General features: G+C 71.0%; 20 protein-coding genes. 8 read left to right on the forward strand and 12 right to left on the reverse strand.

Translation table 11 applies throughout. The features are described 5' to 3' along the window. The 8 genes from Q2K20_RS10955 to Q2K20_RS10990 all read right to left on the reverse strand — a co-directional run. The coding region (locus Q2K20_RS10955) for an Rne/Rng family ribonuclease (RefSeq protein ID WP_317176793.1) at positions 1–3,265 on the reverse strand (3,265 nt) is incomplete at its 3' end. A gap of 328 nt (positions 3,266–3,593) precedes the next feature. Then, the gene (gene ndk, locus Q2K20_RS10960; protein ID WP_067719736.1) at positions 3,594–4,004 is read right to left on the reverse strand and encodes a nucleoside-diphosphate kinase; all 411 of its coding nucleotides are present in this window, start codon (positions 4,002–4,004) and stop codon (positions 3,594–3,596) included. 47 nt (positions 4,005–4,051) lie between these two features. Then, positions 4,052–4,465 (reverse strand): DUF4233 domain-containing protein, encoded by a 414-nt coding sequence (locus Q2K20_RS10965; protein WP_119193196.1) that lies wholly within the window; start codon positions 4,463–4,465, stop codon positions 4,052–4,054. Further along, positions 4,462–6,060, reverse strand: a complete 1,599-nt coding sequence (folC, locus tag Q2K20_RS10970; RefSeq protein WP_182640345.1) for a bifunctional tetrahydrofolate synthase/dihydrofolate synthase — start codon at positions 6,058–6,060, stop codon at positions 4,462–4,464. The genes Q2K20_RS10965 and folC overlap by 4 nt, the downstream gene beginning before the upstream one ends. Next, positions 6,057–8,768, reverse strand: a complete 2,712-nt coding sequence (locus Q2K20_RS10975; protein WP_317176794.1) for a valine--tRNA ligase — start codon at positions 8,766–8,768, stop codon at positions 6,057–6,059. Before Q2K20_RS10975 ends, folC begins: the two co-directional genes overlap by 4 nt. Before the next feature lie 64 nt (positions 8,769–8,832). After that, a complete protein-coding gene (locus Q2K20_RS10980) occupies positions 8,833–9,840 on the reverse strand; it encodes a malate dehydrogenase (protein WP_067719743.1) in 1,008 nt (335 codons plus the stop codon). A 114-nt stretch (positions 9,841–9,954) separates the two neighbouring features. Continuing rightward, positions 9,955–10,584, reverse strand: coding sequence for a 3-oxoacid CoA-transferase subunit B (locus Q2K20_RS10985; RefSeq protein WP_132062044.1), 630 nt, complete (start codon positions 10,582–10,584; stop codon positions 9,955–9,957). Between the two features lie 3 nt (positions 10,585–10,587). After that, positions 10,588–11,340, reverse strand: a complete 753-nt coding sequence (locus Q2K20_RS10990) for a CoA transferase subunit A (protein WP_268099477.1) — start codon at positions 11,338–11,340, stop codon at positions 10,588–10,590. Between the two features lie 110 nt (positions 11,341–11,450). Here Q2K20_RS10990 and pcaD point away from each other — a divergent pair, with 110 nt between their 5' ends. From pcaD to Q2K20_RS11005, 3 genes are read left to right on the forward strand one after another with little or no spacing between them, the layout of a single operon-like run. Next, on the forward strand, positions 11,451–12,242 hold the full coding sequence (gene pcaD, locus Q2K20_RS10995; RefSeq protein ID WP_268099475.1) for a 3-oxoadipate enol-lactonase: 792 nt from the start codon (positions 11,451–11,453) through the stop codon (positions 12,240–12,242). Between the two features lie 35 nt (positions 12,243–12,277). Then, on the forward strand, positions 12,278–13,066 hold the full coding sequence (locus Q2K20_RS11000; protein ID WP_317176941.1) for an IclR family transcriptional regulator: 789 nt from the start codon (positions 12,278–12,280) through the stop codon (positions 13,064–13,066). A 19-nt stretch (positions 13,067–13,085) separates the two neighbouring features. Further along, positions 13,086–14,297: an acetyl-CoA C-acetyltransferase gene (locus Q2K20_RS11005; RefSeq protein WP_317176795.1), complete on the forward strand. Its 1,212-nt coding sequence runs from the start codon at positions 13,086–13,088 to the stop codon at positions 14,295–14,297. A 103-nt stretch (positions 14,298–14,400) separates the two neighbouring features. Here Q2K20_RS11005 and Q2K20_RS11010 read toward each other — a convergent pair whose 3' ends face one another. The 4 genes from Q2K20_RS11010 to catA all read right to left on the reverse strand — a co-directional run bounded on the left by Q2K20_RS11010 (position 14,401) and on the right by catA (position 18,148). Next, positions 14,401–15,492 (reverse strand): IS110 family transposase, encoded by a 1,092-nt coding sequence (locus tag Q2K20_RS11010; RefSeq protein WP_317176942.1) that lies wholly within the window; start codon positions 15,490–15,492, stop codon positions 14,401–14,403. A 250-nt stretch (positions 15,493–15,742) separates the two neighbouring features. Beyond that, the gene (gene catC, locus Q2K20_RS11015) at positions 15,743–16,024 is read right to left on the reverse strand and encodes a muconolactone Delta-isomerase (RefSeq protein WP_182634121.1); all 282 of its coding nucleotides are present in this window, start codon (positions 16,022–16,024) and stop codon (positions 15,743–15,745) included. 32 nt (positions 16,025–16,056) lie between these two features. After that, positions 16,057–17,178, reverse strand: a complete 1,122-nt coding sequence (locus Q2K20_RS11020) for a muconate/chloromuconate family cycloisomerase (RefSeq protein ID WP_317176796.1) — start codon at positions 17,176–17,178, stop codon at positions 16,057–16,059. Positions 17,179–17,281: 103 nt separating this feature from the next. Continuing rightward, positions 17,282–18,148 carry a catechol 1,2-dioxygenase gene (gene catA, locus Q2K20_RS11025; RefSeq protein ID WP_120286326.1) on the reverse strand — a complete coding sequence of 289 codons (867 nt, stop codon included), beginning with the start codon at positions 18,146–18,148 and terminating at the stop codon, positions 17,282–17,284. A gap of 329 nt (positions 18,149–18,477) precedes the next feature. On the opposite strand from catA, the gene benA reads away from it, so the two are divergent. The 5 genes from benA to Q2K20_RS11050 all read left to right on the forward strand — a co-directional run bounded on the left by benA (position 18,478) and on the right by Q2K20_RS11050 (position 24,979). After that, positions 18,478–19,911, forward strand: a complete 1,434-nt coding sequence (benA, locus tag Q2K20_RS11030; RefSeq protein ID WP_317176797.1) for a benzoate 1,2-dioxygenase large subunit — start codon at positions 18,478–18,480, stop codon at positions 19,909–19,911. Between the two features lie 52 nt (positions 19,912–19,963). Further along, positions 19,964–20,473, forward strand: a complete 510-nt coding sequence (gene benB, locus Q2K20_RS11035) for a benzoate 1,2-dioxygenase small subunit (RefSeq protein WP_182640344.1) — start codon at positions 19,964–19,966, stop codon at positions 20,471–20,473. A gap of 91 nt (positions 20,474–20,564) precedes the next feature. Beyond that, complete coding sequence (benC, locus tag Q2K20_RS11040; RefSeq protein ID WP_317176798.1) at positions 20,565–22,559, forward strand: benzoate 1,2-dioxygenase electron transfer component BenC; 1,995 nt, start codon at positions 20,565–20,567, stop codon at positions 22,557–22,559. After that, entirely contained in the window at positions 22,556–23,389 is an 834-nt protein-coding gene (locus Q2K20_RS11045; RefSeq protein ID WP_159148058.1) for a 1,6-dihydroxycyclohexa-2,4-diene-1-carboxylate dehydrogenase, read from the forward strand. Before benC ends, Q2K20_RS11045 begins: the two co-directional genes overlap by 4 nt. Before the next feature lie 144 nt (positions 23,390–23,533). Continuing rightward, on the forward strand, positions 23,534–24,979 hold the full coding sequence (locus tag Q2K20_RS11050) for an aromatic acid/H+ symport family MFS transporter (RefSeq protein WP_317176943.1): 1,446 nt from the start codon (positions 23,534–23,536) through the stop codon (positions 24,977–24,979). Position 24,980: the final 1 nt, after the last annotated feature.

Here is a 24,980-nt window from a genome sequence, read left to right on the forward strand (position 1 = left end):
CGACCTCGGGGGCGGTGGCCCCCCGGGCGCCGGCGTCCGCTCTCCCGGCTGCCCGGGTCTCGGGCGCCGCGTCACGGCCCTGGTCGGTGTCACGGCCCCCGTCGGTGCGGGTGTCACCCTGGGCGTTCGGCTCGGCGCCGCTGTCGGCGTCTGCCTCGGTGTGCTGCCGTGAGATCGCAAGCGCGGCCGGGTGCGCGGCCGGCGCGGGGCCGTCCTTGCGCGCGGCCTGCTTGGGCGCGGGCGCCTCGGACTCCCCCGAGCCCTTGCCGTTGCCACCCTTGCGACGGCCGCGGCGGCCACCGGGCTCGTCGGCGTTGTGCGACTCGGTGTGCAGGGGGTCCGCGTGCACGATCAGCCCGCGGCCCTGGCAGTGCTCGCACGGGGTGGAGAACGCCTCGACCAGCCCGGTACCGAGCTTCTTGCGGGTGAGCTGCACCAGCCCCAGTGACGTGACCTCGGAGACCTGGTGGCGGGTGCGATCGCGCCCCAGCGCCTCGGTGAGGCGCCGCAGCACGAGGTCGCGGTTGGACTCGAGCACCATGTCGATGAAGTCGATGATCACCATCCCGCCGACGTCGCGCAGGCGCAGCTGGCGGACGATCTCCTCGGCGGCCTCGAGGTTGTTCTTGGTGACGGTCTCCTCGAGGTTGCCGCCGGAGCCGGTGTACTTGCCGGTGTTGACGTCGATGACGGTCATCGCCTCGGTGCGGTCGATCACCAGCGAGCCGCCGGAGGGCAGCCACACCTTGCGGTCGAGCGCCTTGGCCAGCTGCTCGTCCACACGATAGGTGGCGAACACGTCCACATCCGGGTTGTCGTACCGCTCCACGCGCTCCGTCATCTCGGGCGCGACCCGCGAGACGTAGTCGTGCACCGTGTCCCAGGAGGTCTCGCCCTGGATGACGAGCTTGGAGAAGTCCTCGTTGAACAGGTCGCGGACGACCTTGACCAGCAGGTCCGGCTCCTCGTACAGGGACACGGGCGTGCCGGCCCCGGAATCGGTGCGCTTGGCGGCAGCCTCCGAGATCTCGGTCCACTGGGCGGCCAGGCGCTCGACGTCGCGGCCGATCTCCTCCGCGCTGACGCCCTCGGCGGCGGTGCGGATGATCACGCCGGAGCCCTCCGGCACGACCTCCTTGAGGATCGCCTTGAGGCGGCGACGCTCGGTGTCGGGCAACTTGCGCGAGATGCCGGTGGAGTTGCCGTCCGGTACGTACACGAGGAAGCGCCCGGCCAGCGAGATCTGCGTGGACAGGCGGGCACCCTTCTGCCCGATCGGGTCCTTGGTGACCTGCACCAGCACCATGTCGCCGGACTTGAGTGCCTGCTCGATCCGCCGGGCCTTGCCGCCGAGCCCGGCGGCCTCCCAGTTGACCTCGCCGGCGTACAGGACGCCGTTGCGGCCGCGCCCGATGTCGACGAACGCCGCCTCCATGCTGGGCAGCACGTTCTGCACACGGCCGAGGTAGACGTTACCGACCATCGAACGCGCCGATTCGGTGGTGACGAAGTGCTCCACGAGGACCTTGTCCTCGAGCACGCCGACCTGGGTCATGACGCCCTTGCCGTCGCCGCGCTGCTTCTCACGGACCACCATGACTCGGTCCACGGCCTCGCGGCGGGCGAGGAACTCGGACTCGGAGAGGATCGGCTGGCGACGACGACCGGCCTCGCGGCCGTCGCGGCGACGCTGGCGCTTGGCCTCGAGCCGCGTGGAGCCGGTGATGCCCTGGACCTCGTCGGACGACGTACCCGAGCCCTGTCCCCCGCGTCCGGAGCGACGGCGGGCCTCGCGTTCGTGGACCTCGGTCTGGGGCGGGTCATCGTTGGACGTCTGGGTGTCGTCGGAGCCGGAGCCCCCACTGCGACGACGACGACGGCGACGGCGCCTCGAACCCGACGGACCGTTCCCCGAGTCGTCCGAATCATCACCGTCGGCGTCACCCGGACCGGACTGCCCGTCGGAGTCGTCGGCGGACCGGTCGTCGGTCTCGCCGGCGGAATCGGAACGAGCGTCGGAGCTCCCGTCATCGCTGCCGGAGGTCTCGTCCGGGTCGCTGTCGCGCGGGTCGCTGCCGCGCTGGTCGTCGCCGCGCGGGTCGCTGTCGCGCTGGTCGTCGCCGCGCTGGTCTCCGTCGTCCGACGACTCGGTCCCGGTGTTCTCACCGTTCTGGTCGTCGCCGGCCTCGCCGCGCCCGCGCCCACGTCCGCGACGGCCCCGACGGCGACGACGGGTCCCGCCGTCACCGGAGTCGGACTGGTCCGTGGCGCGGCCGTCGTCGGATCCCTGCTCCTGCCCGTCCTGCTCGACCTGCGTGTCCTCGGCGGGAGGGGTGGGGGCGGCGTCGGGAGCGGTCTCGGTGCGAGCCCGGCCCTGGGTCTGGCCCTGGCCCCGGCGGCCGCGGGGCTCGTCGCCCGAGCGGGTGTCCGCCTGCGTCTGCGCGGGAGCCTCGTCGGGCGAGAGGAACAGCGGAGAGAACGACGGGGTCGCAGTGGACCGACGCCGACGGTTGCCCGACTCCTCCGACCCCACCTCGCCGGTGACGATCGCGATCTCGGGCAGCGCCGGGCGGTTCCGACCGCTCGTCCCGCCTCCCCCGGTCCCTGCGGACTCGTCCGCGGAGCCCTGCACGGACTTCGTCCCGGTCCTCGTGCCGGACTTCTCCGCGGACCTGGAGGCGGCCTTCTCGGCGTCCGTGGCCTTCTCGGCGGTCTTCTCGGCTGTGGTCTTGCGCGCCGGGCTCTTCCTGCCGGACGCCTTCTTCGCGGGAGCGGTCTCCGTCGCCGCCGTCCCGCCCGTCGCCGACTCTGCGGCAGGCGCCTCGGCCGGCGTCTCGGCCGGCGTTGTCCCAGCGGCGGTCGCCTCAGCCGACGCCGGGTCGGCGGGCACCTCTGCGGTGGGGGTCTTCTCGGCGGTCTTCCCGGCGGGCGCCTTGGCCGCCCTCTTGGCGGCGGCCTTCTTCGCGGGGGCCTTCCGGGCGGGGGCGTCGGTCGCGGACGCCTCGGCCACCGGCGCCTGGGTACCGGTGTCCCCTGCCGGCGCGGCACCGGACGCCGTCCCCGTGTCCTGCCCGCGGCTGGTGAACCAGTCGAGCAGCACCTGCCGGGTCACCCCGGACTGGGCGCTCTTGATCTCCACGCCGATCCCGGCCATGGCGGTCAGGAATTCCCTGCTGCTCATGCCCACGGCCCTGGCGGCCGCGTGCGCGCGCATCCTCTCGGGAAGCGCGTTGATGTCGTCGATTGTCAGGTTCGGATCCGACACGTGTCTCCTCCGGCCGGACTCCGGGCGCGATCACGTCACCGGATACCGGTGACCCACGCCGCCGCACGGGGTCGGGCGTCTTCTTGTCTGGGCCCCACCGGGGTGGGGCGACGTCTTGTGGTCCGCGGCACCGGGACGAACCGGGCCACGGGTGGCGGGCGCCCGTTCCGGGGCGGACTGGTGGTCCACTCGCCAGGATGGGCTTCGACCATTCTCCCACACCCGCCGCCGAAACGTCGTCGCCCGGCACCACCGAACGCAAACGCGCCCGCCGGGCCTCAGGGCCGACGGGCGCGCGCAGCTCGATCTCTGCGGGAGGACGGGGGATCTACAGACCGGGGAACCAGAGCGCGATCTCACTGGCGGCGGACTCCTCGGAGTCCGAGCCGTGGACGAGGTTGAACTGGGTCTCGAGACCGAAGTCGCCACGGATGGAGCCGGGCGCGGCCTTCTCCACCGGGTCGGTGCCCCCGGCGAGCTGACGCCACGCGGCGATCGCCCGGGGTCCCTCGAGCACGCCGGCGACAACCGGACCGGAGGTGATGAACTCGAGAAGGTCCCCGTAGAACGGACGCTCGGAGTGCTCGGCGTAGTGCTCGGCCGCCGTCTCCCTGGACACCTGACGCATGTCCATGGCGACGATCTTGAGGCCCTTGGCCTCGATACGGGCCAGGATGGTCCCGGTCAGCGCGCGCTCGACACCGTCGGGCTTGATGAGGAAGAAAGTTCTCTCGGTCACGAGGGCGATCCTACAAGCCCGGTGTCCACGCCGACCGTCCGGAGCCGTCAGTCGTGCTGGCTGGGCAGATAGCCACCGGCCATCCGGCGGGTCAGGTCCCGGCGCAGGTACAGGATGTACGCCCAGACCGCGGCGAACATCAGGCCGCAGACCCCCATCGACCAGTGCACGGCCCAGCCGGCGACGGCCAGACCCGCGAGCGTGAGGTTCAGCGGGATCGCCCAGGGCTTGCGCTGGAGTCCACTGGCCACGAGCATCGCGACCGCGAGGAGGCTGACGAACCACACCTTCCACGGCTGGAAGTGGGCGCCGCCGTCGAGCCGGGCGATGACCGTCAGCACCAGACCGATCACGATCGCCTCGAGCACGAGGGTGCCGGCCATGATGCCCCGCAGCCCCTTCCACGGGTCCACCGAGGGCTCGTGCGCGGTGCCCCGGGGGCCGGGGGTCGGGTCGGTCACTGTGCGTCCTTTCCGAACAGGCTGCGGGCGGCCCCGGCGGTCACCACGGAACCCGTGATGAGCACGCCGACGCCCGAGACGTCGTCGTCCGCGGTCGGATCCGGGACCCCGACCAGGTCGAGGGCCGCGCTGACCGCGTCGGGCAGGGTGTCCACGACGTGGACGCGCTGGGCGGTGAACCGCTCCTCGGCGATGCGAGCGAGGTCGCCCGGGTCCATCGCGCGCGGTGAGGCGGCCCGGGTGACGACGACCTCCTCCACCACCGGCTCGAGTGCGGCGAGAAACGCGTCGGCGTCCTTGCCGTCGAGCATCGCGACCACGGCGACCAGCCGCTTGAAGTCGAACTCCGAGGTGACCGCCTCGGCGAGTGCGCGTCCTCCGTGCCCGTTGTGGGCGGCGTCCACCAGGACGGTGGGGCTGGAGCTGAGCCGCTCGAGGCGCCCGGGATTGTCGACCGCCGCGAAGCCTGCACGGATGAGTTCCGGGTCCAGGGCCCTGTCCGGGCCCGCGCCGAAGAACGCCTCGACGGCCGCGAGCGCGGTCGCGGCGTTCTCGGCCTGGTGCTCCCCGAACAGCGGGAGGAACACCTCGGGGTACTCGCCCCCGAGGCCTCGCAGGGTGAGCTGCTGGCCTCCGACGGCGACCCGCCGTTCGACCACGTCGAACTCCGAACCGAGGCGGGCGACGACCGCGCCCACCTCCACGGCGCGACGCAACAGGACGTCCATGGCCTCGGGCTCCTGGCGCCCGATCACGGCGATCGGGTCCCGCGGCAGCAGATCGTCCTCCGGGCCCGGCTGGATGATCCCGGCCTTCTCCCCCGCGATCGTCGCGAGGTCCTCGCCCAGGTAGTCGGTGTGGTCCAGGCCGACGGGGGTGATCACGGCGACGGCGGGCCGGACCACGTTCGTGGCGTCCCACGTCCCGCCCATCCCCGTCTCCACGACCGCCACCTCGACCGGTGCGTCGGCGAACGCGGCGAACGCCATCGCGGTCAGCACCTCGAAGTAGCTCATCCGTGGGCCGCCGGCCTCCTCGGACCGCTGGTCGACGAGCTCGAGATAGGGCTGGAGTTCGCGGTAGGTGTCCACGAAGGTGCGGGCGGTGACCGGCTCCCCGTCGAGCGCGATGCGCTCGGTGACGCTCTGCAGGTGGGGGCTGGAGTTGCGTCCGGTGCGCTGGTGCAGGGCCCGCAGCAGCGCGTCGACCATCCGCGTGACCGATGTCTTGCCGTTGGTGCCCGCCACGTGGACCACGGGGTACGCGTGCTGCGGATCGCCGAGCACGGACATCAGCTCGGCGATCCGGTCCAGGCTCGGCTCGAGGCGGGACTCCGGCCAGCGGGTCGTCAGTTCCTCCTCGACCGCGGCCAGGTCGGCCGCGTCGGCCTGCCATTCGGGGCTGCCGACCTCGGGGACCGGGCGCGGCGGCAGGTGATCGTCGCCGTCGCCGTCCTCGTCACCCGGGATCGGACCACCGAGCGGGACGCCCGAGACGAGGCCGTCCTCGCCGAGCATCTCGGCGACGTCCTCCTCGGTCGGGGTGTCCCACCCCTCGCTCGGGTCGTGCGGTGGGAGCCACTGTCGATCGCTCACGCGGGGTCACTTCCTGCCGGCATCGACTCGAGCCGGGCGGTGATCCGGGAGACCTCGGCCTCGGCGAGGTCGCGGCGGCCGCGGATCTTGTCGACGACGTGGTCGGGCGCCTTGCCCAGGAACGCCTCGTTGCCGAGTTTGGCACCGGTGGTCTCGAGTTCCTTGCGTGCGGCGGCGAGATCCTTCTCCAACCGGCGTCGCTCGGCGGCGAGGTCGATCGTCCCGGAGGTGTCGATCTCCACGTCCACCGTCGACAACCCGAGCCGGACCTCGAGCGAGGCCGTCGCGGTGAAGTCCTCGGCGGCCGGGGTCAGCCGGGCGAGTGCGCACACCTGGGCGAGCAGGTCCGCCGGCAGGTCGGCGGCGTCGACGCCGGAGATCCGTGCCGGCACCCGCTGACCGGGCTTGAGGCCCTGGTCGGAGCGGAACCGCCGGATCTCGGTGACGAGGGTCTGGGCGTCGGCCACGCGGCGGACCGGCCCCGTGGCGTCATCGGCCGGCGCCACGTCGGTGGGCCAGTCCGCGACCACCACGGACTCCCGTTCGGTCAGTGCCGTCCACAGCGTCTCCGTGACGAACGGTATTACCGGGTGCAGCATCCGCATGAGGACGTCCAACACGTGTCCGAGGACGAGTCTCGTGTTCTCGGCTCGCTCGGAGGCGCGCGCGTCGTCGTCCGAACCGAACTGGACCTTCGCGAGCTCGAGGTACCAGTCGCACACCTCGTCCCAGGCGAAGTGGTACAGGGCCTCGCATGCCTTGGAGAACTCGTAGCGGTCCAGCGCGTCGTCGACGCCCACCCGCACCTCCCCGAGGCGGTGCAGGATCCACCGGTCGGCGTCGGTGAGCGCGGACGCGGCGGGCAGTTCGCCCACCTTCGCCCCGTTCATCAGCGCGAAGCGGGTGGCGTTGAACAGCTTGGTGGCGAAGTTGCGGGACGCCTGGGCGGCGTCGTCGCCGACCGACAGGTCGCCGCCCGGGTTGGCCCCGCGGGCCAGGGTGAAGCGCAGGGCATCGGCACCGAAGCGGTCCACCCAGTCGAGCGGGTCGATCCCGTTGCCCTTGGACTTGGACATCTTCTGGCCGTGCTCGTCGCGCACCAGCCCGTGGAGGAAGACGTCGGTGAACGGAACCTTCCCCGGAGCGGCCTTGTCGCCGGTGAGGGTCCGGCCCACGAAGGTGCCGAACATCATCATCCGTGCCACCCAGAAGAAGAGGATGTCGTACCCGGTGACCAGGACGGACGTGGGGTAGAACCGCTCGAGGTCGGCGGTGCGCTCGGGCCAGCCCATGGTGGAGAACGGCCACAGTCCGGAGGAGAACCACGTGTCGAGCACGTCGGTGTCCTGGGTGTATCCGGCGGGCGGCTCCTCGCCGGGTCCCACGCAGACCACGTCGCCGTCGGGGCCGTACCAGATCGGGATGCGGTGACCCCACCACAACTGGCGGGAGATACACCAGTCGTGCATGTCGTCGACCCAGTCGAACCAGCGCGGTTCCTGGCTGGTCGGGTGGATCACCGTGTCACCGTCGCGCACGGCGTCCCCGGCCATCTTCGCCAGTTCCTCGACCCGCACCCACCACTGGAGCGACAGCCGCGGCTCGATCGGCTCGCCGGACCGTTCGGAGTGGCCCACCGAGTGCAGGTACGGACGCACCTCCTTGACGATGCGCCCCTGCTCGGCGAGGTCCTCCCGGACGGCCTTGCGGGCGTCGAAACGGTCCATGCCGTCGTAGCGTGTCCCGGTCCCGGTGATGTGGCCGGTGGCGTCCATGATCGTGGGCATCTCGAGGCCGTGGCGCTGGCCGATCGCGAAGTCGTTGGGGTCGTGCGCGGGCGTGACCTTCACCGCGCCGGTCCCGAACTCGGGATCGACGTAGTCGTCCGCGACCACGCGCATGGTCCACCCGTCCCGGAACGGGTGCGGGATCTCGGTGCCCACCAGGTGCGCGTAGCGCTCGTCGGAGGGATGGACGGCGATCGCGGTGTCACCGAGCATCGTCTCGAGCCGGGTCGTGGCCACGACCAGGTGCGGCTCGGAATCGTCCATCGAGCCGTAGCGGAAGCTCACCAGCTCGCCCTCGACGTCCGCGTACTTGACCTCGATGTCCGAGATCGCGGTCTGCAGGGTGGGCGACCAGTTGACCAGTCGCTCGGCGCGGTAGATCAGACCGCTGTCGTAGAGCTCCTTGAAGATGGTCTGCACCGCGCGCGACAGTCCGTCGTCGAGGGTGAACCGCTCACGCGACCAGTCGACACCGTCGCCGAGGCGACGCATCTGCTCCCCGATGGTCCCACCGGACTCGCGCTTCCATTCCCAGACCTTCTCGATGAACGCCTCGCGGCCGATCTCGTGGCGGTCGATCCCCTCGTCGCGGAGCTTGCGGTCCACGAGGGTCTGCGTGGCGATCCCGGCATGGTCCATGCCGGGCAGCCACAGGACCTCGAAGCCCTGCATGCGCTTGCGCCGCGTGAGCACGTCCATGAGGGTGTGGTCGAGCGCGTGGCCCATGTGCAGGCTGCCCGTGACGTTGGGCGGCGGCAACACCACCGAGTAGGCGGGCTTGTCGCTGGACGGGTCGGCCTCGAAGTAGCCGGCCTCCACCCAGCGCTGGTACAGCCCGCCTTCCACCTCACCTGGGTTCCAGGAGGCGGGCAGGGCGTCCGCGCGGTCGGTGTTCGGGGAGGCAGAAGCTGGAGTCGTCACCCGACCATCCTAGGCCGTGGACGCCGGGGCCCGGCACACGCCGTCAGCCCCGGTGCACCCGAGGTCAGTCGGCCAGTCCCAGTCCGTGAACGGCGTCACGCTCCGAGACCAGTTCCGCCACCGACGCGTCGATGCGGGCTCGTTGGAAGTCCCCGATCGCCAGTCCTTCGACGACCTCCCACTCCGCGCCGCGGCTGCGGCAGGGCAACCCCGTCACCACACCCGGCACGGTGCCGTACTGCCCCTCCGACGGCAGTGCGACCGTGGTCCAGCTCTCCCCACTGGTGCCGTGCACCCAGTCGCGCATCTGGTCGACCGCCGCGCCGGCGGCCGAGGCGGCCGACGACGATCCGCGCACCGAGATGATCTCGGCTCCCCGGTTCGCGACCCGCGGGATGAACGTGTCGGCCAACCACTCCTCGTCGAGCCCGGACGTGACCGGCTCGCCCCGTCGCGTCAGGTACGACACGTCGGGGAACTGGGTGGCCGAGTGGTTGCCCCAGACCACCACCCCGTCCAGGTCGGCGACCGGCGCTCCCAGCCGGGTGGCGAGCTGGCTGAGCGCGCGGTTGTGGTCGAGCCGCATCAGGGCGGTGAAGCGACCGGCGGGGACGTCGGGCGCGTGTCGGTGGGCGATGTAGGCGTTGGTGTTGGCGGGGTTGCCCACCACCACCACCCGCACGTCGTCAGCGGCGTGGGCGTTGATGGCGCGGCCCTGTTCCCGGAAGATCGCCCCGTTGGCGGTGAGCAGGTCGGCGCGCTCCATCCCCTTGCCGCGCGGCCTGGCGCCCACCAGGAATGCCGCGTTGGCGCCGTCGAACGCGGTGTCCACGTCGTCGGTGATCTCGATCGACTCGACCAGCGGGAGCGCGCAGTCCTCGATCTCCATCGCGACGCCCTCCGCCGCGACCACGGCCGACGGGATGTCGAGCAGACGCAGGCGGACCGGGGTCCCGGGCCCGAACACCAGCCCGGAGGCGAGACGGAACAGCAACGAGTAGGCGATCTTTCCGGCGGCGCCGGTGACGGTCACGGTGGCCGGGGTGGCGGTGACCGGGGTGGAGGTGCTCATGTGGGGCGGACCTTCCGGAGACGACGACGGGGTCGGTTCCCACAGTAGTGAGAATCCGACCCCGCCTCCGGCCTCCGCGGGCGGTGTACACCTGACGTCCACCCGAGCGTCGACTCAGGCGTGGATCTCGGCGCCCGTCTTCCGGCGAACCTCGTCGATCGTCACGTCCGGCGCCAGTTCGACGAGCCGGAAGCCCTCCGGCGCGATGTCGAGGACGCACAGGTCGGTGACGACCCGCTGGACGCAGCCCTTGCCCGTGTACGGGAGCGTGTTCTCCTGCATGAGCTTGAGGTCGCCCTTGCGGGTGACGTGGTCCATCATCACGATCACGCGGTCGGCGCCGTGGACGAGGTCCATCGCACCGCCCATGCCCTTGACCATGGCGCCGGGGACCATCCAGTTGGACAGGTCGCCGGACTGCGAGACCTGCATAGCGCCGAGGACGGCGACGTCGACGTGACCGCCGCGGATCATGGCGAAGGACTCCGACGACGAGAAGAACGCCGCCCCCTCCTCGGCGGTGATGGTCTCCTTGCCGGCGTTGATCATCTCGGGGTCGAGCTCGTCGTCCGTCGGGTACGGCCCGACGCCGAGGATGCCGTTCTCCGAATGGAGGGTCACCTGCACACCCTCGGGAAGACAACCGGGGATGAGGGTGGGCATACCGATACCGAGGTTGACGTATTGGCCGTCGGTGAAATCCGCGGCGATGCGGGCCGCCATCTGCTCGTGGGTCCAGCTCATGGCTCAGGCCTCCCTGGTGGTGCGGATCTCGACGCCGGTCTCCTGGCGGCCGACCTCGACGATCCGTTGGACGAAGATGCCGGGGATGTGGACGTTGGCCGGGTCGATCCCGCCCGGCTCGACGACCTCCTCGGCCTGCACGATCGTGATCCGACCGGCCATGGCCACGTCCGGGTTGAAGTTGCGGGCCGTCCCACGGAACTGCAGGTTGCCCATGGTGTCGGCCCTGTGGGCGTGGACCAGGGCGAAGTCGGTGACGATCCCGCGCTCGAGGACGTACTGTTCGCCTTCGAAGACCCGGACCTCCTTGGGCTCGGACGCCTTGGCGACGCCCCCCTCGCCGTCGTAACGCAGCGGCAGGCCCCCGTCGGCGACCATCGTGCCGACGCCGGCCGGGGTGTAGAAGGCGGGGATGCCGGCGCCTCCGGCCCGCATGCGCTCGGCGAGCGTGCCCTGCGGCGTGAGCTCCACCTCGAGCTCGCCGGAGAGGTACTGGCGGGCGAACTCCTTGTTGGCGCCGACATACGAGGCCGTGGTCCGGGTGATCCGGTGCGATTCCAGAAGCTTGCCCAGGCCGAAACCGTCGGTGCCGCAGTTGTTGCTCACCGTGCTCAGGTCGGTGGCGCCCTGCTCGAGGAGCGCGTCGATGAGGACGGCGGGGATGCCGACCAGACCGAACCCGCCCACGGCCAGGGAGGCACCGTCGGGGATGTCCGCGACCGCGTCCGCGGCCGACGAGAAGATCTTGTTGGTCATGTCACACACCATAGCCCGTGTTCGCATCTTGTACAACTGTTCGCCCTTCGCACGATCTCCGCGTATCGTGGTCCCGAACCGGAAACCAGACGCACGAGAGGACCGACACCATGCCCGCCACCCTGTCCCACGAGGTCAGTGGACCCCGGTCCGCCGACACCCCCGTCCTCGTCCTCCTCGGATCACTCGGGTCCGACCGTTCGATGTGGGACGCGCAGGTCCGGGACCTGTCCCGCGACCACACCGTGGTCGCGGTGGACCACCGAGGCCACGGCACGTCCGAGGTCGTCCCCGGGCCGTGCACGATCGCCGACCTGGCCGCCGACGTTCTGGCCCTGCTCGACTCGCTCGACGTCGACCGGTTCCACGTGGCCGGGTTGTCGCTCGGTGGCGCGGTGGCCCAGTGGCTCGCCGTCCACGAGCCCACCCGCGTGCTCTCCACCGCCCTCCTGTGCACCGCCGCGAAGTTCGGTGAACCGTCCGGCTGGGCCGATCGCGCCGCCGCGGTCCGCGAGGGCGGGACGGCCGCGGTCGCCGACGCCGTCGTCGCACGGTGGATCACCGCCGCGCGAGCCGAGGCCGAACCCGAGCTGGTCGCCGGGCTCCGCGAGATGGTCCTGGGCACCCCGGCCGAGGGATACGCCTCCTGCTGCGACGCGCTGGCCGGCTGGGACAACCGCGCCGAGCTGGGTCGGATCTCCTGCCCCACCCTCGTGCTCGCGGGGGACGAGGACCCCTCCACTCCCCCGGAGGTACTGCGCGAGATCGCCGACGGGGTGCCCGGAGCGGACTTCGTCGTCGTCTCCCCGGCGGCCCACGTGCCCACCGTCGAGATCCCGGACCGGATCACCGACGTGCTCCGCCGACACCTCGACGCCGCACGGAACACGGGCGCGGCGTGACCCGCCCCGACGTGGTGTCGACCCCGCCCGGGTCCGTGGACGACGGCGGCGACCGCCCGGCCTCCCCCGACTTCGTCCAGTCGCTCGCACGCGGCCTGGCGGTCATCCGGGCATTCGACGCCCGCCAGCCACGCCAGACCCTCAGTGACGTCGCGCGCAACACCGGACTGACCCGGGCGACCGCCCGCCGCTTCCTCCACACCCTCGTCGAACTGGGCTACGTGGACACGGCCGACTCGGTCTTCTGGCTCACCCCCCGGGTCCTCGACCTCGGGTACAGCTACCTGTCGGCGCTCCCGCTGACCGATCTCGCCCAACCGCACCTGGAGAAGCTCAGCTCGCGACTCGGCGAATCCTCGTCCGTGGCGGTGCTCGACGGCCCCGACATCGTCTACGTGGGGCGCGTCCAGGTGCGTCGCATCATGACCATCGGCATCACCATCGGAACCCGGTTCCCCGCCTACGCCACGTCGATGGGGCGGGTCCTGCTCGCCTCGCTCCCCGCCGAGGAACTCGACGCCTACCTCGACGCGACGGACCTGCGGGCGCTCACCCCCCACGGCCTCGCCGACGAGGCCGCGCTCCGCGCGGAGCTGTCGCGGGTGGCAGAGCGCGGGTGGTGCGTCGTCGACCAGGAACTCGAGCCCGGCCTGCGCTCGGTGGCCGCCCCGGTCCACGACCGCCACGGCGCGGTCAGCGCCGCCCTCAACGTCTCCACCCACGCCGCCCGCTACTCCCCCGACCAGCTCACAGGCGAGGTCATCCCCGAACTGCTGGCCACCGCCCGCGCACTGTCGGCCGACCTCGCCATCGTCAACCGCTGACCCCGAACGAAGGAACCCCATGCGTGACGTCGTCATCTGCAAACCCCTGCGCACCCCCGTGGGACGCTTCGGCGGGGTGTTCCGCGACCTGGACGCGAACACCCTGGCCACCGGCCTGCTCACCGCCCTCGTCGAGCGCACTGGCCTGACCGGAGCCGACGTCGACGACGTGGTGCTGGGACAGGGCTCCCCCAACGGCGAGGGACCCGCCATCGGCCGCATCGCCGCACTCGACTCCCCCCTGGGGATCGACGTGCCGGGCCTGCAGCTCGACCGGCGTTGCGGCTCCGGACTTCAGGCGATCATCACCGGCGCACTCCAGGTCGCCTCCGGCGGCATGGACCTCGTGGTCGCCGGCGGCGTCGAGTCGATGAGCCAGGTGGAGTTCTACGCCTCCCCGAGCCCCCGCTGGGGCATCCGCGGCGACGGGATCTCACTGGTCGACCGTCTCGGCCGGGCCCGCACCACCGTCGGCGGACGCTCGCACATCATCGACGGCGGGATGATCGAGACCGCCGAGAACCTCCGTCGTGAGTACGACATCAGCCGGGACGAGCAGGATCGGTTGGCCGTGCAGTCCCACCAGCGGGCCGTAGCGGCGCAGGAGTCCGGGGCGTTCGCCGAGGAGATCGTCCCGGTGACCGTTCCGCAGCGCAAGGGTGACGACCTCGTCGTCGACACCGACGAGCATCCCCGTGCCGACAGTTCCGTCGAGGCGCTGGCGCGCCTGCGGCCCATCATGGGCCGCACCGACCCGGAGGCCACCGTGACCGCCGGGAACGCCTCCGGCCAGAACGACGGTGCCGCGATGTGCGTCGTCACCACTGCGGACAGGGCCGCCGCCCTCGGACTGACCCCCCTGGTCCGCCTCGCCTCGTGGGCCGTCGCGGGTGTGGCACCGGAGACGATGGGCATCGGGCCGGTCCCCGCCACCGCCAAGGCGCTCGACCGACTCGGCCTCACGCTCGCCGACATGGATGTCATCGAGCTCAACGAGGCGTTCGCCGCGCAGGCCCTGTCCGTGATGCGCGAGTGGGACATCGACCCCACCTCCGAGCACCTCAACCCGCACGGCTCCGGCATCTCCCTGGGCCACCCCGTCGGCGCCACCGGTGCGCGCATGCTCGCCACCCTGTCGCGCGAGATGGTGCGCCGCGACGCGCACTGGGGCCTGGAGACCATGTGCATCGGAGGCGGCCAGGGCCTCGCGGCGGTGTTCGAGCGCGTCTGACCGACACACCTCCCGCGCGACGAGGCCGCCCGCCCCTTTCGGGGCGGGCGGCCTCGTCGTCTTTCGCGGGACGGGAGTTCCCGGGCGGATGCTCCTATGGATGTCAAGCGGCTTTGGCGAGGTCGGCGGTGGTCGGTGCTTTGGTGGCGGGGTCGCGAGCCTGTAGGGCGTTGATCAGGGCATGGTAGATCTCGCGCGCGATGTGGCGTTTGAGGCAGCGCATGATGTCTTTCTTGGACAGGCCTTGCGCGGTTCGTCGGTCAACGTATGAGCGGGTGCGTTCGTCCCATCGCATGCGGCTCAGTGCGATGGTATGCAGGGCGTGGTTCGCGGCCCGGTCGCCACCGCGGTTGAGTCGGTGTCGGTCTCGTCGTCCTGAAGAGGCAGGGATCGGGGCCACGCCGCACAGGTGCGCGAACGCCGCTTCGGAGCGCAGCCTGTCTGGGTTGTCGCCCGCGGTGGCCAGAAGCTGCCCGGCGACGTCAGGTCCCACGCCCATGCGGTTCATCAGGGTCGGAGCCGTCTGCGCGGTCAGGGCTTTTAGCTCGACGTCGAGGTCGGCGATCTCCTCACTCAGTGCCAGGATCCGGCGGCTCAGAATGCGTAGTGCCGCCTTGGTCGCGCCGAGGGGACTAGCGAGGTCGCTGGGACGGAACCGGGCGCCGACTGCGGCCAGCTCGCGGGCGGGCAGGCCACGCACCTGGGCTCGCAATTCCTCCGGAGCGGTGATCACCAGCTGCCTGGCCTGGTTGATCGCTTGGGTGCGGGCCTTGACCGCGGAGCGCCGAGGCACACGCAAGGCCCGGACGGCCTCCACGATCCCGTCGCGGGTCTTCGGCACGCCAGTGGCACGCCCGGAGGCGACCGCGGTAGCAGCGGCATAGGCGTCTATCGGGTCGGACTTGCCCTTCATCCGCCGGGTCTTGCGGCCGGGTCGGTCGACTTCGACCACCGGTAGTCCGGCCCGGGCCAGCACCCGAGACAGCTCGGCGCCGTAGGCTCCGGTGCCCTCGACCCCAACGGCCTGCACGGTGCCGTGGCCGCCGAGCCATGAAAGTAGCTGCCGGTACCCGGAACCCGTGGCCGGGAACTCTCGGTCGGCCAGATGCCGCCCGAGGGAGTCGATCACCGCCGCGTGATGGGTCTGGCCATGCGTATCCACTCCGGCGATGACATGCACGTGCTGATCGGACATCATGGTCACTGCTGCCTTTCTCGTTGATCCCGGTGGGGCAGCACGCGCCGGCCAGGCGGGCGGACAAGACAGTGGCGGGGCTTCTGAACCAAGCTCCTATGAGGTCACAAACGCCCGTCCGGTCGCGTGCGTAGCGATCCCCCGAGCGGGCCGACAAATCCGCTTCTAGTCAGCCACCGCGACGGTCAGCCCGTGAGTCAGACCCGCCCGAAGAACCACTACACACATCATCACTGTCAGCCCGGCGCGATCACTCGATTCGCGACGGGTGCCGCGTCAGGGCCATGACCTCGATGTCCATGTACGGGAACAGCGGCAGCCCCTGGAGGATCTCGTGCAGTTCGTCGCCGGACTCGACATCGAAGATGCTGATGTTCGAGTACCGGCCCACGATGCGCCACAGCTCCCGCCACGTGCCGGAGCGCTGCAGCTCCTGGCTGTAGGCCTTCTCACGGGCCAGGGTGTCGGCGCGGACCTCGGGGTCCAGGTCATTGGGGATGGTGACGTCCATGCGGACGTGGAACAGTGCCATCGTCGGGCGCTCCTTCTCGTGTGGTGCCGCGGTCAGCGGCGGGTGAACTTGTCGACGGCGTCGTGGTCGAGTTCGACGCCCAGCCCGGGCCCGGACGGCAGGTGGACCCGGCCGGCCTCGTAGCAGATCGGGGTGGTGACGTAGGTCTCGGCGAGCAGCAGCGGCCCGAAGAGCTCCGAGCCGTAGTTGAAGCCGGGCTCGGCGCACGCGAGATGCAGTGAGGCGACGGTCCCGATCGGCCCCTCGAGCGATGTGGCGGCGTGGCAGGCGATCCCGGCCGCGCGGGCGATCGCCACGACCTCCTTGCCCCGGGTCAGTCCACCGAGCTTGGTGGTCTTCACCGCGACCACCCCGGCCGCGTCCCGCCGTGCCACCTCGAGGGCGTCGTGCGGGGACTGGACCGACTCGTCGGCCATGAACTGCACCGGCAGCGAGCGGTTGAGCTCGGCCAGCACCTCGATCTGCTCGGTGGGGGTCGGCTGCTCGATCAGCTCGATGCCGGCCTCGACGAGCGCCGGGAGGTGGACGTTCGCGGTGAACCGGTCCCAGCGGGCGTTGATGTCCACCCGAAGGCCCGCCCGGCCCTCGAGGCGCTCGGCCAGTGCCGCGATGCGGGCGACGTCCTCGGCCGGGTCCAGGGCGCCCATCTTCAGCTTGAACGTGCGGTGACGGTCCGCGGCGAGGAGTTCGTCGATCTCCTCGACCATCTCCTCGAGCGGCATCGCGCCCAGGGCCCACGTGCACTCGATCGAGTCGCGGACCGCTCCGCCGAGCAGCGAGCGCACGGGAACGTCCAGCGACCGGGCCCACGCGTCGAACATGGCGATCTCGAGGGAGGCCTTGGCGAAACGGCCGCGGGCCACCACACCCTCCATCGCCTCGAGAACGGCGGGGATCTCGTCGACCCGCCTACCGACGGCCACGGGGGCCAGGTACTTCTCCACCAGCACCTGCATGGTCTCGGCGGACTCGCCTCCCCACCAGGGGCCGCCCGGTGTGACGCCTTCGCCGTAGCCCACGACCCCGGACTCGGTGGTCACCGCCACGAGGAGGATCGACTGGGCGGTGGCGGTGGTGGTGGCGAACTTGTGCGGCCTGATGAGCGGCACGTCGAGGATCCGTGTCTCCACGGAACGGATGGTCAGGTCAGACATCTTCGAGCCCTTCGTGTTGGTGGTCCGGCCGGATCGACCGCCGACGCCCCGGCCGCTCGTGGCGGCCGGGGCGGGCGGGGATTGCAGACGAGGTCGTCGCCGGTCAGGCCACGAAACGCTTCTCGGAGACGGGGTCCAGGACGAAGTCGTAGGTGACCTCGTCGATCCCGTCGGCGTTGGGCTTCGGGTCCAGGATCAGCTCGGGCTTGACGGCACCGGCCACGTCGTCCTCGACCCACTTTCCACCCTGGAAGTACAGCTGGGTGGTGATGAGGCGCTTGCCCGGGGCGGTGACCTTCAGGTGCAGGTGCGCCGGACGCCACGGGTGGCCACCGTAACTGGCGATGAACTCACCGGTCGGTCCGTCGTGCGGGATCTGGTACGGGGCCGGCTGGACCGTGGTGATGTGGAAGTTGCCCTCGGCGTCCGTGGTGAAGGTGCCGCGCAGGTTCCACTCCGGGATACCCATGCCGTCGTCGAACTGCGAGTAGTAGCCGTCGGCGTCGGCGTGCCACAGCTCGACGGACGCGCCCTCGATGCCCGTGCCGTCCAGGTCGCGGACCTGGCCCTTGAACACGAACTGCGTGCCCTTCTCGTCCTCGCGCATCGGCATGACGCCCTTGGCTCCGAGCTCCGGGGCGTTCGGCACGTAGTAGGGGCCCTCGATGGAACCCTTGGTCCCGTTGAAGATGCGGCTGTTGGAGTCCTCGATGAAGTGCTCCAGGAAGACGTCCAGCCAGAGCGGCCATTCGCCACCCTCGCCGACCTCGATGAGCCACTGCTTGAGGACGCGGTACTCGTCGTAGGTGACCTCGTGCTCGAAGATCACCTCGGACAGCTTGGTGAGCACGTCCTTGTAGATGGCGGCCGCACGCTCGGTGCTCGTGTCGGACGTGAAGCGGCTGCCCTTGAACTTGTCCGTCGCGGCGGAGCCGGAGCCGGCGGCGGTGGGCACTGCGGTGCTGGTCATGACGCTCCCTCTGGTGGGGTCGGGGTGGGTGTCGGATCGGACCGGTGGGGCCCGGTCGATGTCCCTACTGTGCGCCGGATTCGATGTGTCGTCAATCACCGCCCACTACACATGTAGAGTGCATTTCGTGCGCGGAGCGAACGCTTTTCAGGCAATGGTGCAGGTCTCGTGCCTGGGGCCTCCAGGGTGTTCGCATTGCGAACGCGACACACCTAGGTATGACTAGGAGGTGCCCTAGTGTGATCGAACCCACAGTAGGGCACCGTGGAGGAACACCGGCAGCAGGCCGCATCGTCGCGGCCGGAACCGACCCACGCTAGGAGCCCTCGATGTCAGATCGACTCGACCACGTCCAGGCCACCCTCGAGACCGCACTCGAGGACCGGCCCGCGGACGGCATCATCCGCGCCAACCGTCGCATCTTCACCGACGAGGAGATCTTCGAACTCGAGATGAAGCACATCTTCGAGGGCAACTGGGTCTATCTGGCGCACGAGAGCCAGGTCCCGGAGGTCGGCGACTACTTCACCACCGACATCGGCCGCCAGCCCGTCGTGATCACCCGCGGCAAGGACGGGCAGCTCAACTGCCTCATCAACGCCTGCTCCCACCGCGGCGCGATGCTCTGCCGGCGCAAGACCGACAACCGCACCACCCTGACCTGCCCGTTCCACGGCTGGACGTTCTCCAACTCCGGGGAGCTGCTGAAGGTCAAGGACCCGCGGGACGCCGGGTACCCCGAGCAGTTCAACACCGACGGCTCGCACGACCTGCGTCGCGTGGCACGCTTCGAGAGCTACCGCGGGTTCCTGTTCGGCAGCCTCAACCCGGACGTGGTCCCGCTGGAGGAGCACCTGGGAGACAGCCGCACCATCATCGACATGCTGGTCGACCAGTCCCCCGAGGGACTGGAGGTCCTGCGCGGCTCGTCCACCTACACCTTCGACGGCAACTGGAAGCTCCAGGCCGAGAACGGGGCCGACGGTTACCACGTGTCGGCCACCCATTGGAACTACGCGGCGACCACCGCGCGCCGCTCGTCGGGTGAGTCCAAGAACGAGACCAAGGCGATGGACGCCGGCACCTGGGGCAAGCAGGGCGGCGGCTACTGGTCGTTCGAGCACGGCCACCTGCTCCTGTGGATGTGGTGGGGCAACCCCGAGGACCGGCCGCTGTGGGACCGCCGCCAGGAGCTCGCCGACCAGATCGGCACCAAGAAGGCCGAGTTCATGGTGGGAGCCTCCCGCAACCTGTGCCTGTACCCGAACGTGTACCTGATGGACCAGTTCTCGAGTCAGATCCGCCACTTCAAGCCCGTCTCGGTGGACAAGACCGAGGTGACGATCTACTGCATCGCCCCCAAGGGTGAGAGCGCCGAGAACCGCGCGGCCCGGATCCGCCAGTACGAGGACTTCTTCAACGCCACCGGGATGGCGACCCCGGACGACCTGGAGGAGTTCCGGTCCTGCCAGAAGACCTACCTGGCCGACGTCGCGCCGTGGAACGACATGACCCGCGGCAGCACCCACCAGATCACCGGCCCGGACGAGACCGCCCGCGGCCTGGGCATGGAGAACGTGTTGTCCTCCGGGGCCAAGACCGAGGACGAGGGGCTGTACCCGATCCAGCACGCCTACTGGCTCGAGACCATGCAGCGCGCGCTCGAGGCCGAGACCGCCGCCCGTGATGCCGCCGAGGCCAGCGCCCGCGAGGACGACGAGCGTCGGGCCCGGCAGCGCACGACCGTCCCGGCAGACGCCTGACCCGGCCCGAGTCGACCGCACGCCCCACCCCCGCCCCACGAAAGGCCTGACCATGACCGCACCCGCCGTGGCGTCGATCTCCGTCGACGAGATCTCCACTTTCCTGTTCCGCGAGGCACGACTGCTCGACGACCGCCAGTTCGAGCAGTGGATCGAGTGCTACCGCGAGGACGCGATGTACTGGATGCCCGCCTGGGACGACGACGGTGAGCTCACGACCGACCCGTACTCGGAGATCTCGTTGATCTTCTACCCGAACCGGGCCGGTATCGAGGACCGGGTGTTCCGCATCCGGACCGAGCGCTCCTCCTCGACGTCACTGCCGGAACCGCGGACGAACCACCTCATCAGCAACATCGAGGTGCTCGACCGCCGACCCGGAGAGGTCGACATCCGCTTCAACTGGCTGTCGTCGTACTTCCGGTACAACACCACCGACCAGTACTTCGGCACGTCCTTCTACACCCTCGACGTCACCGGTGAGTCCCCGCTGATCACCTACAAGAAGGTGGTCCTGAAGAACGACTACATCCACCACATCGTGGACGTCTACATGGTGTGATCCCACACCCACGCCGGCGCCCGCCCAGGGCGCCGGCACCCACCCGGTCGCGTGCGCGGCCGACATCGCCAGCGACCTGGAGTGAGACCCCATGAGCTATTCAGTGGCCCTGGCCTTCGAGGACGGCGTGACGCGCTTCGTCAACTGCGGTCCGATGGAGACCGTCGCCGACGCCTCGTACAAGGCCCGGATCAACATCCCCCTCGACTGCCGCGACGGAGCGTGCGGGACGTGCAAGTCCCTGTGCGAGTCCGGCGACTTCGACGGCGGCGACTACATCGACGACGCCCTCACCGAGGACGAGGCCGCGGCCGGATACTGCCTGCCCTGCCAGATGGTCCCGCGATCCGACCTGGTCGTGCAGATCCCCACCACCTCCGACGTGGCCAAGACGGCCGCCGCGGCGCACCCGGCGACGGTCACGGCCGTCGAGCGCCTGGCCGAGGGCGCGTTCGCACTGTCGGTCGAGTTGGACGACCGCGACGCCCTGGCGTTCCTGCCTGGCCAGTACGTCAACATCTCGGTTCCGGGTACCGACCAGACGCGGTCGTACTCGTTCTCCACCGGAGCGGACTCGCGGCACCTGTCGTTCCTCATCAAGTACGCCTCCGGCGGGGCGATGTCGGAGTACCTGGCCCAGCGCTGCGCCGTGGGCGACCGCCTCGAGCTGACCGGTCCGATGGGCAGCTTCTTCCTCCGCGAGTCCAGCCGCCCCCTGCTACTCCTGGCGGGCGGCACCGGCCTGGCGCCCGTGCTGTCGATCCTGGAGACCCTCGCCGCCGCCCGCACCGCCGACCGGCCGGTCCACCTCATCTACGGCGCCTCGTTCGACACCGACGTGGTCTACACGGACCTGCTGGACGAGTTCACCACCCGGATCCCGGGCATGACCTGGGATCTGGTCGTCGCCGACCCGGCCACGACCCACCCGAACAGCGGGTACGTCACGGGGCTGATCCGCCCGGAGCACCTGCATGACGGGACGACCGACATCTACCTGTGTGGGCCTCCCCCGATGGTCGAGGCGGTGCGTGGATTCCTCGACGACGAGGGCCTCCAGGTGACGCACTTCTACTACGAGAAGTTCACTCCCGCGACCGCGGTGCCCGACCGGTCCGCCGAGCCCGCCGCGGAATCGGCGGAGCCGACGGAGGAGGCCGCCCTCGTCGTCGACACCTCCCCCTCCACCCCGGAGACGGAGCCCGCGGCACCCGCCGCGGCCACCACGGCTCCGGCCGCACCACACAGGCCGGCCCGGATCATCTCGCGCGGCCCCGGGGACCCCGTTCCGGCAATCGAGGCCCGACCGGTCGGCTACACCCCGCCCGCCCCCGGCGGTCACACCGCGCCCGGCACCCGGACCGCCGAGCCGGTGGCGAACATCGCCGCGCGCCCGGTCGGTTTCACCCCGCCGACCCCGGGCGGGCACGCCGCGCCCGCCGACCGCGCGACCGAATCCCCCGCGCCCATCGCCGCACGCCCGGCCGGCTACGTCCCGCCGCAGGTCACGCTCGCGCCCAGGTCACCCGCGCCCACCGCCGGCACCACTACCACGGTGTCCCTGGCCGGCGGGAACCGCTCCGAGACCGTCACCTCGGCCCCCGGCGTCGTCAGTGGCGAGGTGCACCCCGCGATCCGCCACTCCGACGCCCAGTTCGACGCCCGCATGGCGCTCGAGCTCGGCGTGATCGAGCTGACCATGGGACGTCTCGCCGACGCCCGGCTCGCCGAGTTCCGGATGCTCGCCGAGTCTGCCAACCAGTACATCGAGCGCGATCGTTTCCTCGACCCCGAACGGTTCACCGCCGCGAACGCCCAGTTCCACGAATTCCTGTTCCGCTGCACCGGCAACGACTCGCTGCTGCAGGCCTACCGCATGCTGGAGGTGACCCAGGTGATGAACAGCGTCCTGCCCGACGCCCGCTGGGTGTCCGAGGACATCGTCCCCGAGCACCTGGAGATCGTCGCGGCCTTCGAGACGGGCGACCGCGACGCCGCCCGATACCTCATCCGCCGGCACAGCGAACACGCCAAGGCCACCATGCGCACCGCACTGGACCAGCAGGCCGTGGAGGCGGCGTCGTGAGCGCGCCCGTCGGCGAGTACGACCCCGTCCCGCCCGTCGTCTCCCCCGGTCGCTTCGCCGGCCGGTCGGTGCTCATCACCGGCGCTGTCCAGGGGATCGGCCGCACCGTCGCCGACCGGGTGGTCCGCGAGGGCGGGCTGGTCACCGTGGTGGACCGGGCCGACCTCATCAGCACGGTCGCCGACGAGCTGACCGCGGTGTCCCCGGACGGTCACCGGGTCGTGCCCGTCGAGGCCGACCTGGAGACGTTCGAGGGTGCCGAGGCCTCGGCCCGCGCCGCGCTGGACGCCCACGGTCGGATCGACGTGCTCATCAACAACGTCGGTGGCACCATCTGGGCCCGGCCGTACCACGAGTACTCGGCCGAGCAGATCGAGGCAGAGGTCCGCCGCTCGCTGTTCCCCACGCTGTGGATGTGCCGGGCGGCCCTGCCGTCCATGGTCTCGGCGGGCGCGGGCACGATCGTCAACGTCTCCTCCGTCGCCACACGCGGGGTCAACCGCGTCCCCTACGCCGCGTCCAAAGGCGGCGTCAACGGCCTCACCTCGGCGTTGGCGCTGGAAGCCGCGCCGCACGGGGTGCGGGTGGTGGCCACCGCCCCCGGCGGCACCCTCGCCCCCGAGCGACGGATCTCCCGTGGCGGCGACGCCCGCACCGACCAGGAGAAGACCTGGTACTCGGAGATCGTCGAGCAGACCGTCGACTCGACCGTGATGGGCCGCTACGGCACCCTCCACGAGCAGGCCGCCCCGATCTGCTTCCTCGCCTCCGACGAGGCCTCCTACATCACGGGATCCGTCCTCCCCGTCGCCGGCGGCGACCAGGGCTGAACCGCCTGCTACCCCGGTCTGAACGCCCACACCTCTCCCCCCACCCCCACCGAACGGAGCCCCTCCGTGTCCTCGAGCACCCCTGTGCCCTCCAGCCGCCCCGTCCCCTCCAGCCCACCCGGGACGACCGCCCCCGCCCCCGAGGTGTGGGAGTCCCCCGCCCACCGCCGCACGGTCTACGGTGTCCTCGCCGTGGTGGCGCTCGCCATCCTCTTCGACGGCTACGACCTCGTCATCTACGGCGCCGTCCTGCCCACCCTCATGGCCGACCCCACCCAGATCGGCGCCCTCGGCGCGGCCCAGGCCGGTGCGCTCGGCTCGTACGCCCTCGTCGGCGTGATGATCGGCGCCCTCACCGCCGGCGCCGTCGGTGACCGCATCGGCCGACGCCGGATCATGCTCGGCGCCATCGCCTGGTTCTCCGTCGGGATGGCCGCCACCGCGTTCGCCCGCGACATCACCACGTTCGGCGTCCTTCGCCTGCTCACCGGGCTGGGGATCGGCGCCATCGTCGCCACGGCCGGTGCGATCATCGCCGAGTTCGCTCCCGCCGGGCGTCACAACCTTTTCAACGCGGTCGTCTACAGCGGGATCCCCGCCGGCGGTGTCCTGACCTCCGCGCTGGCCATGGTGCTGCGGGACCGCATCGGATGGCGCGGCCTGTTCCTCATCGGCGCCGTCCCACTGGTGCTGGTCCTCCCCTACGCCTGGTTCGCGCTCCCCGAGTCCCCGCGGTGGCTGGCCTCCCGCGGCCGCATCCGCCAGGCCGCCGAGGTGTGCGCCAGCAGGGGCCTGCCGCTCGAGATGGCCGCGGCGCCGGGCGCGCCCCGCACCGCCGACACGACGCCTCGCGATGACCGCGACGACGACAAGGTGGCCGCCCGCACCGGCTTCGCCGCCCTGCTGTCCCCCGCCTACCGCCTCGGCACCCTGCTCCTGGGGTTCATGAGCTTCGCCGGCCTGCTGCTCACCTACGGCCTCAACACCTGGCTGCCGACGATCATGGAGAATTACGGCATCGACGCCAAGAGCTCCCTCGGCTTCCTGCTCGTCCTCAACGGCGGCGCGATCGTGGGCGGTCTCGCGGCCTCGTGGCTCGCCGACCGGCACGGGCCGCGCGTGATCGTCGCCTGCTCGTTCGTCCTGGCCACCCTGGCCCTGGTCGCCATCACCGTGTCCCCGCCGTTCGTCCTGGTCGTCGCCCTCGTCGCGGCTGCCGGCATGGGCACGATCGGCACGCAGGTCCTGCTGTACGGGTTCGTCTCCAACTACTACGAGACGGGCGCACGCGCCGCGGGTGTGGCGTGGTGCGCGGGGTTCGGACGCCTCGGCGGCATCCTCGGTCCCGTGATCGGCGGCTTCCTCGTCGCGGCCGGACTGGAGGCGGACACTTCCTTCCTCGTGTTCGGCGGGATCGCCCTCGCCGGCGCCGCCCTGACCCTGGCCGTGCCCCGCTCGCCCGCCCAGTCCGAGCCCGTCGCGGTCCCCGACGAGGTCACGCCGCTGGACTTCGACCCGCCGGCCGCCGCGGTGGCCGGGGAGCCCGTCGCCGCGGAACCGGTCGAGCACGCCGGGTCGGATCTACGCTGAC

This window comes from Dietzia sp. IN118, assembly GCF_032905965.1.
Classification (GTDB): Bacteria; Actinomycetota; Actinomycetes; order Mycobacteriales; family Mycobacteriaceae; genus Dietzia; species Dietzia kunjamensis.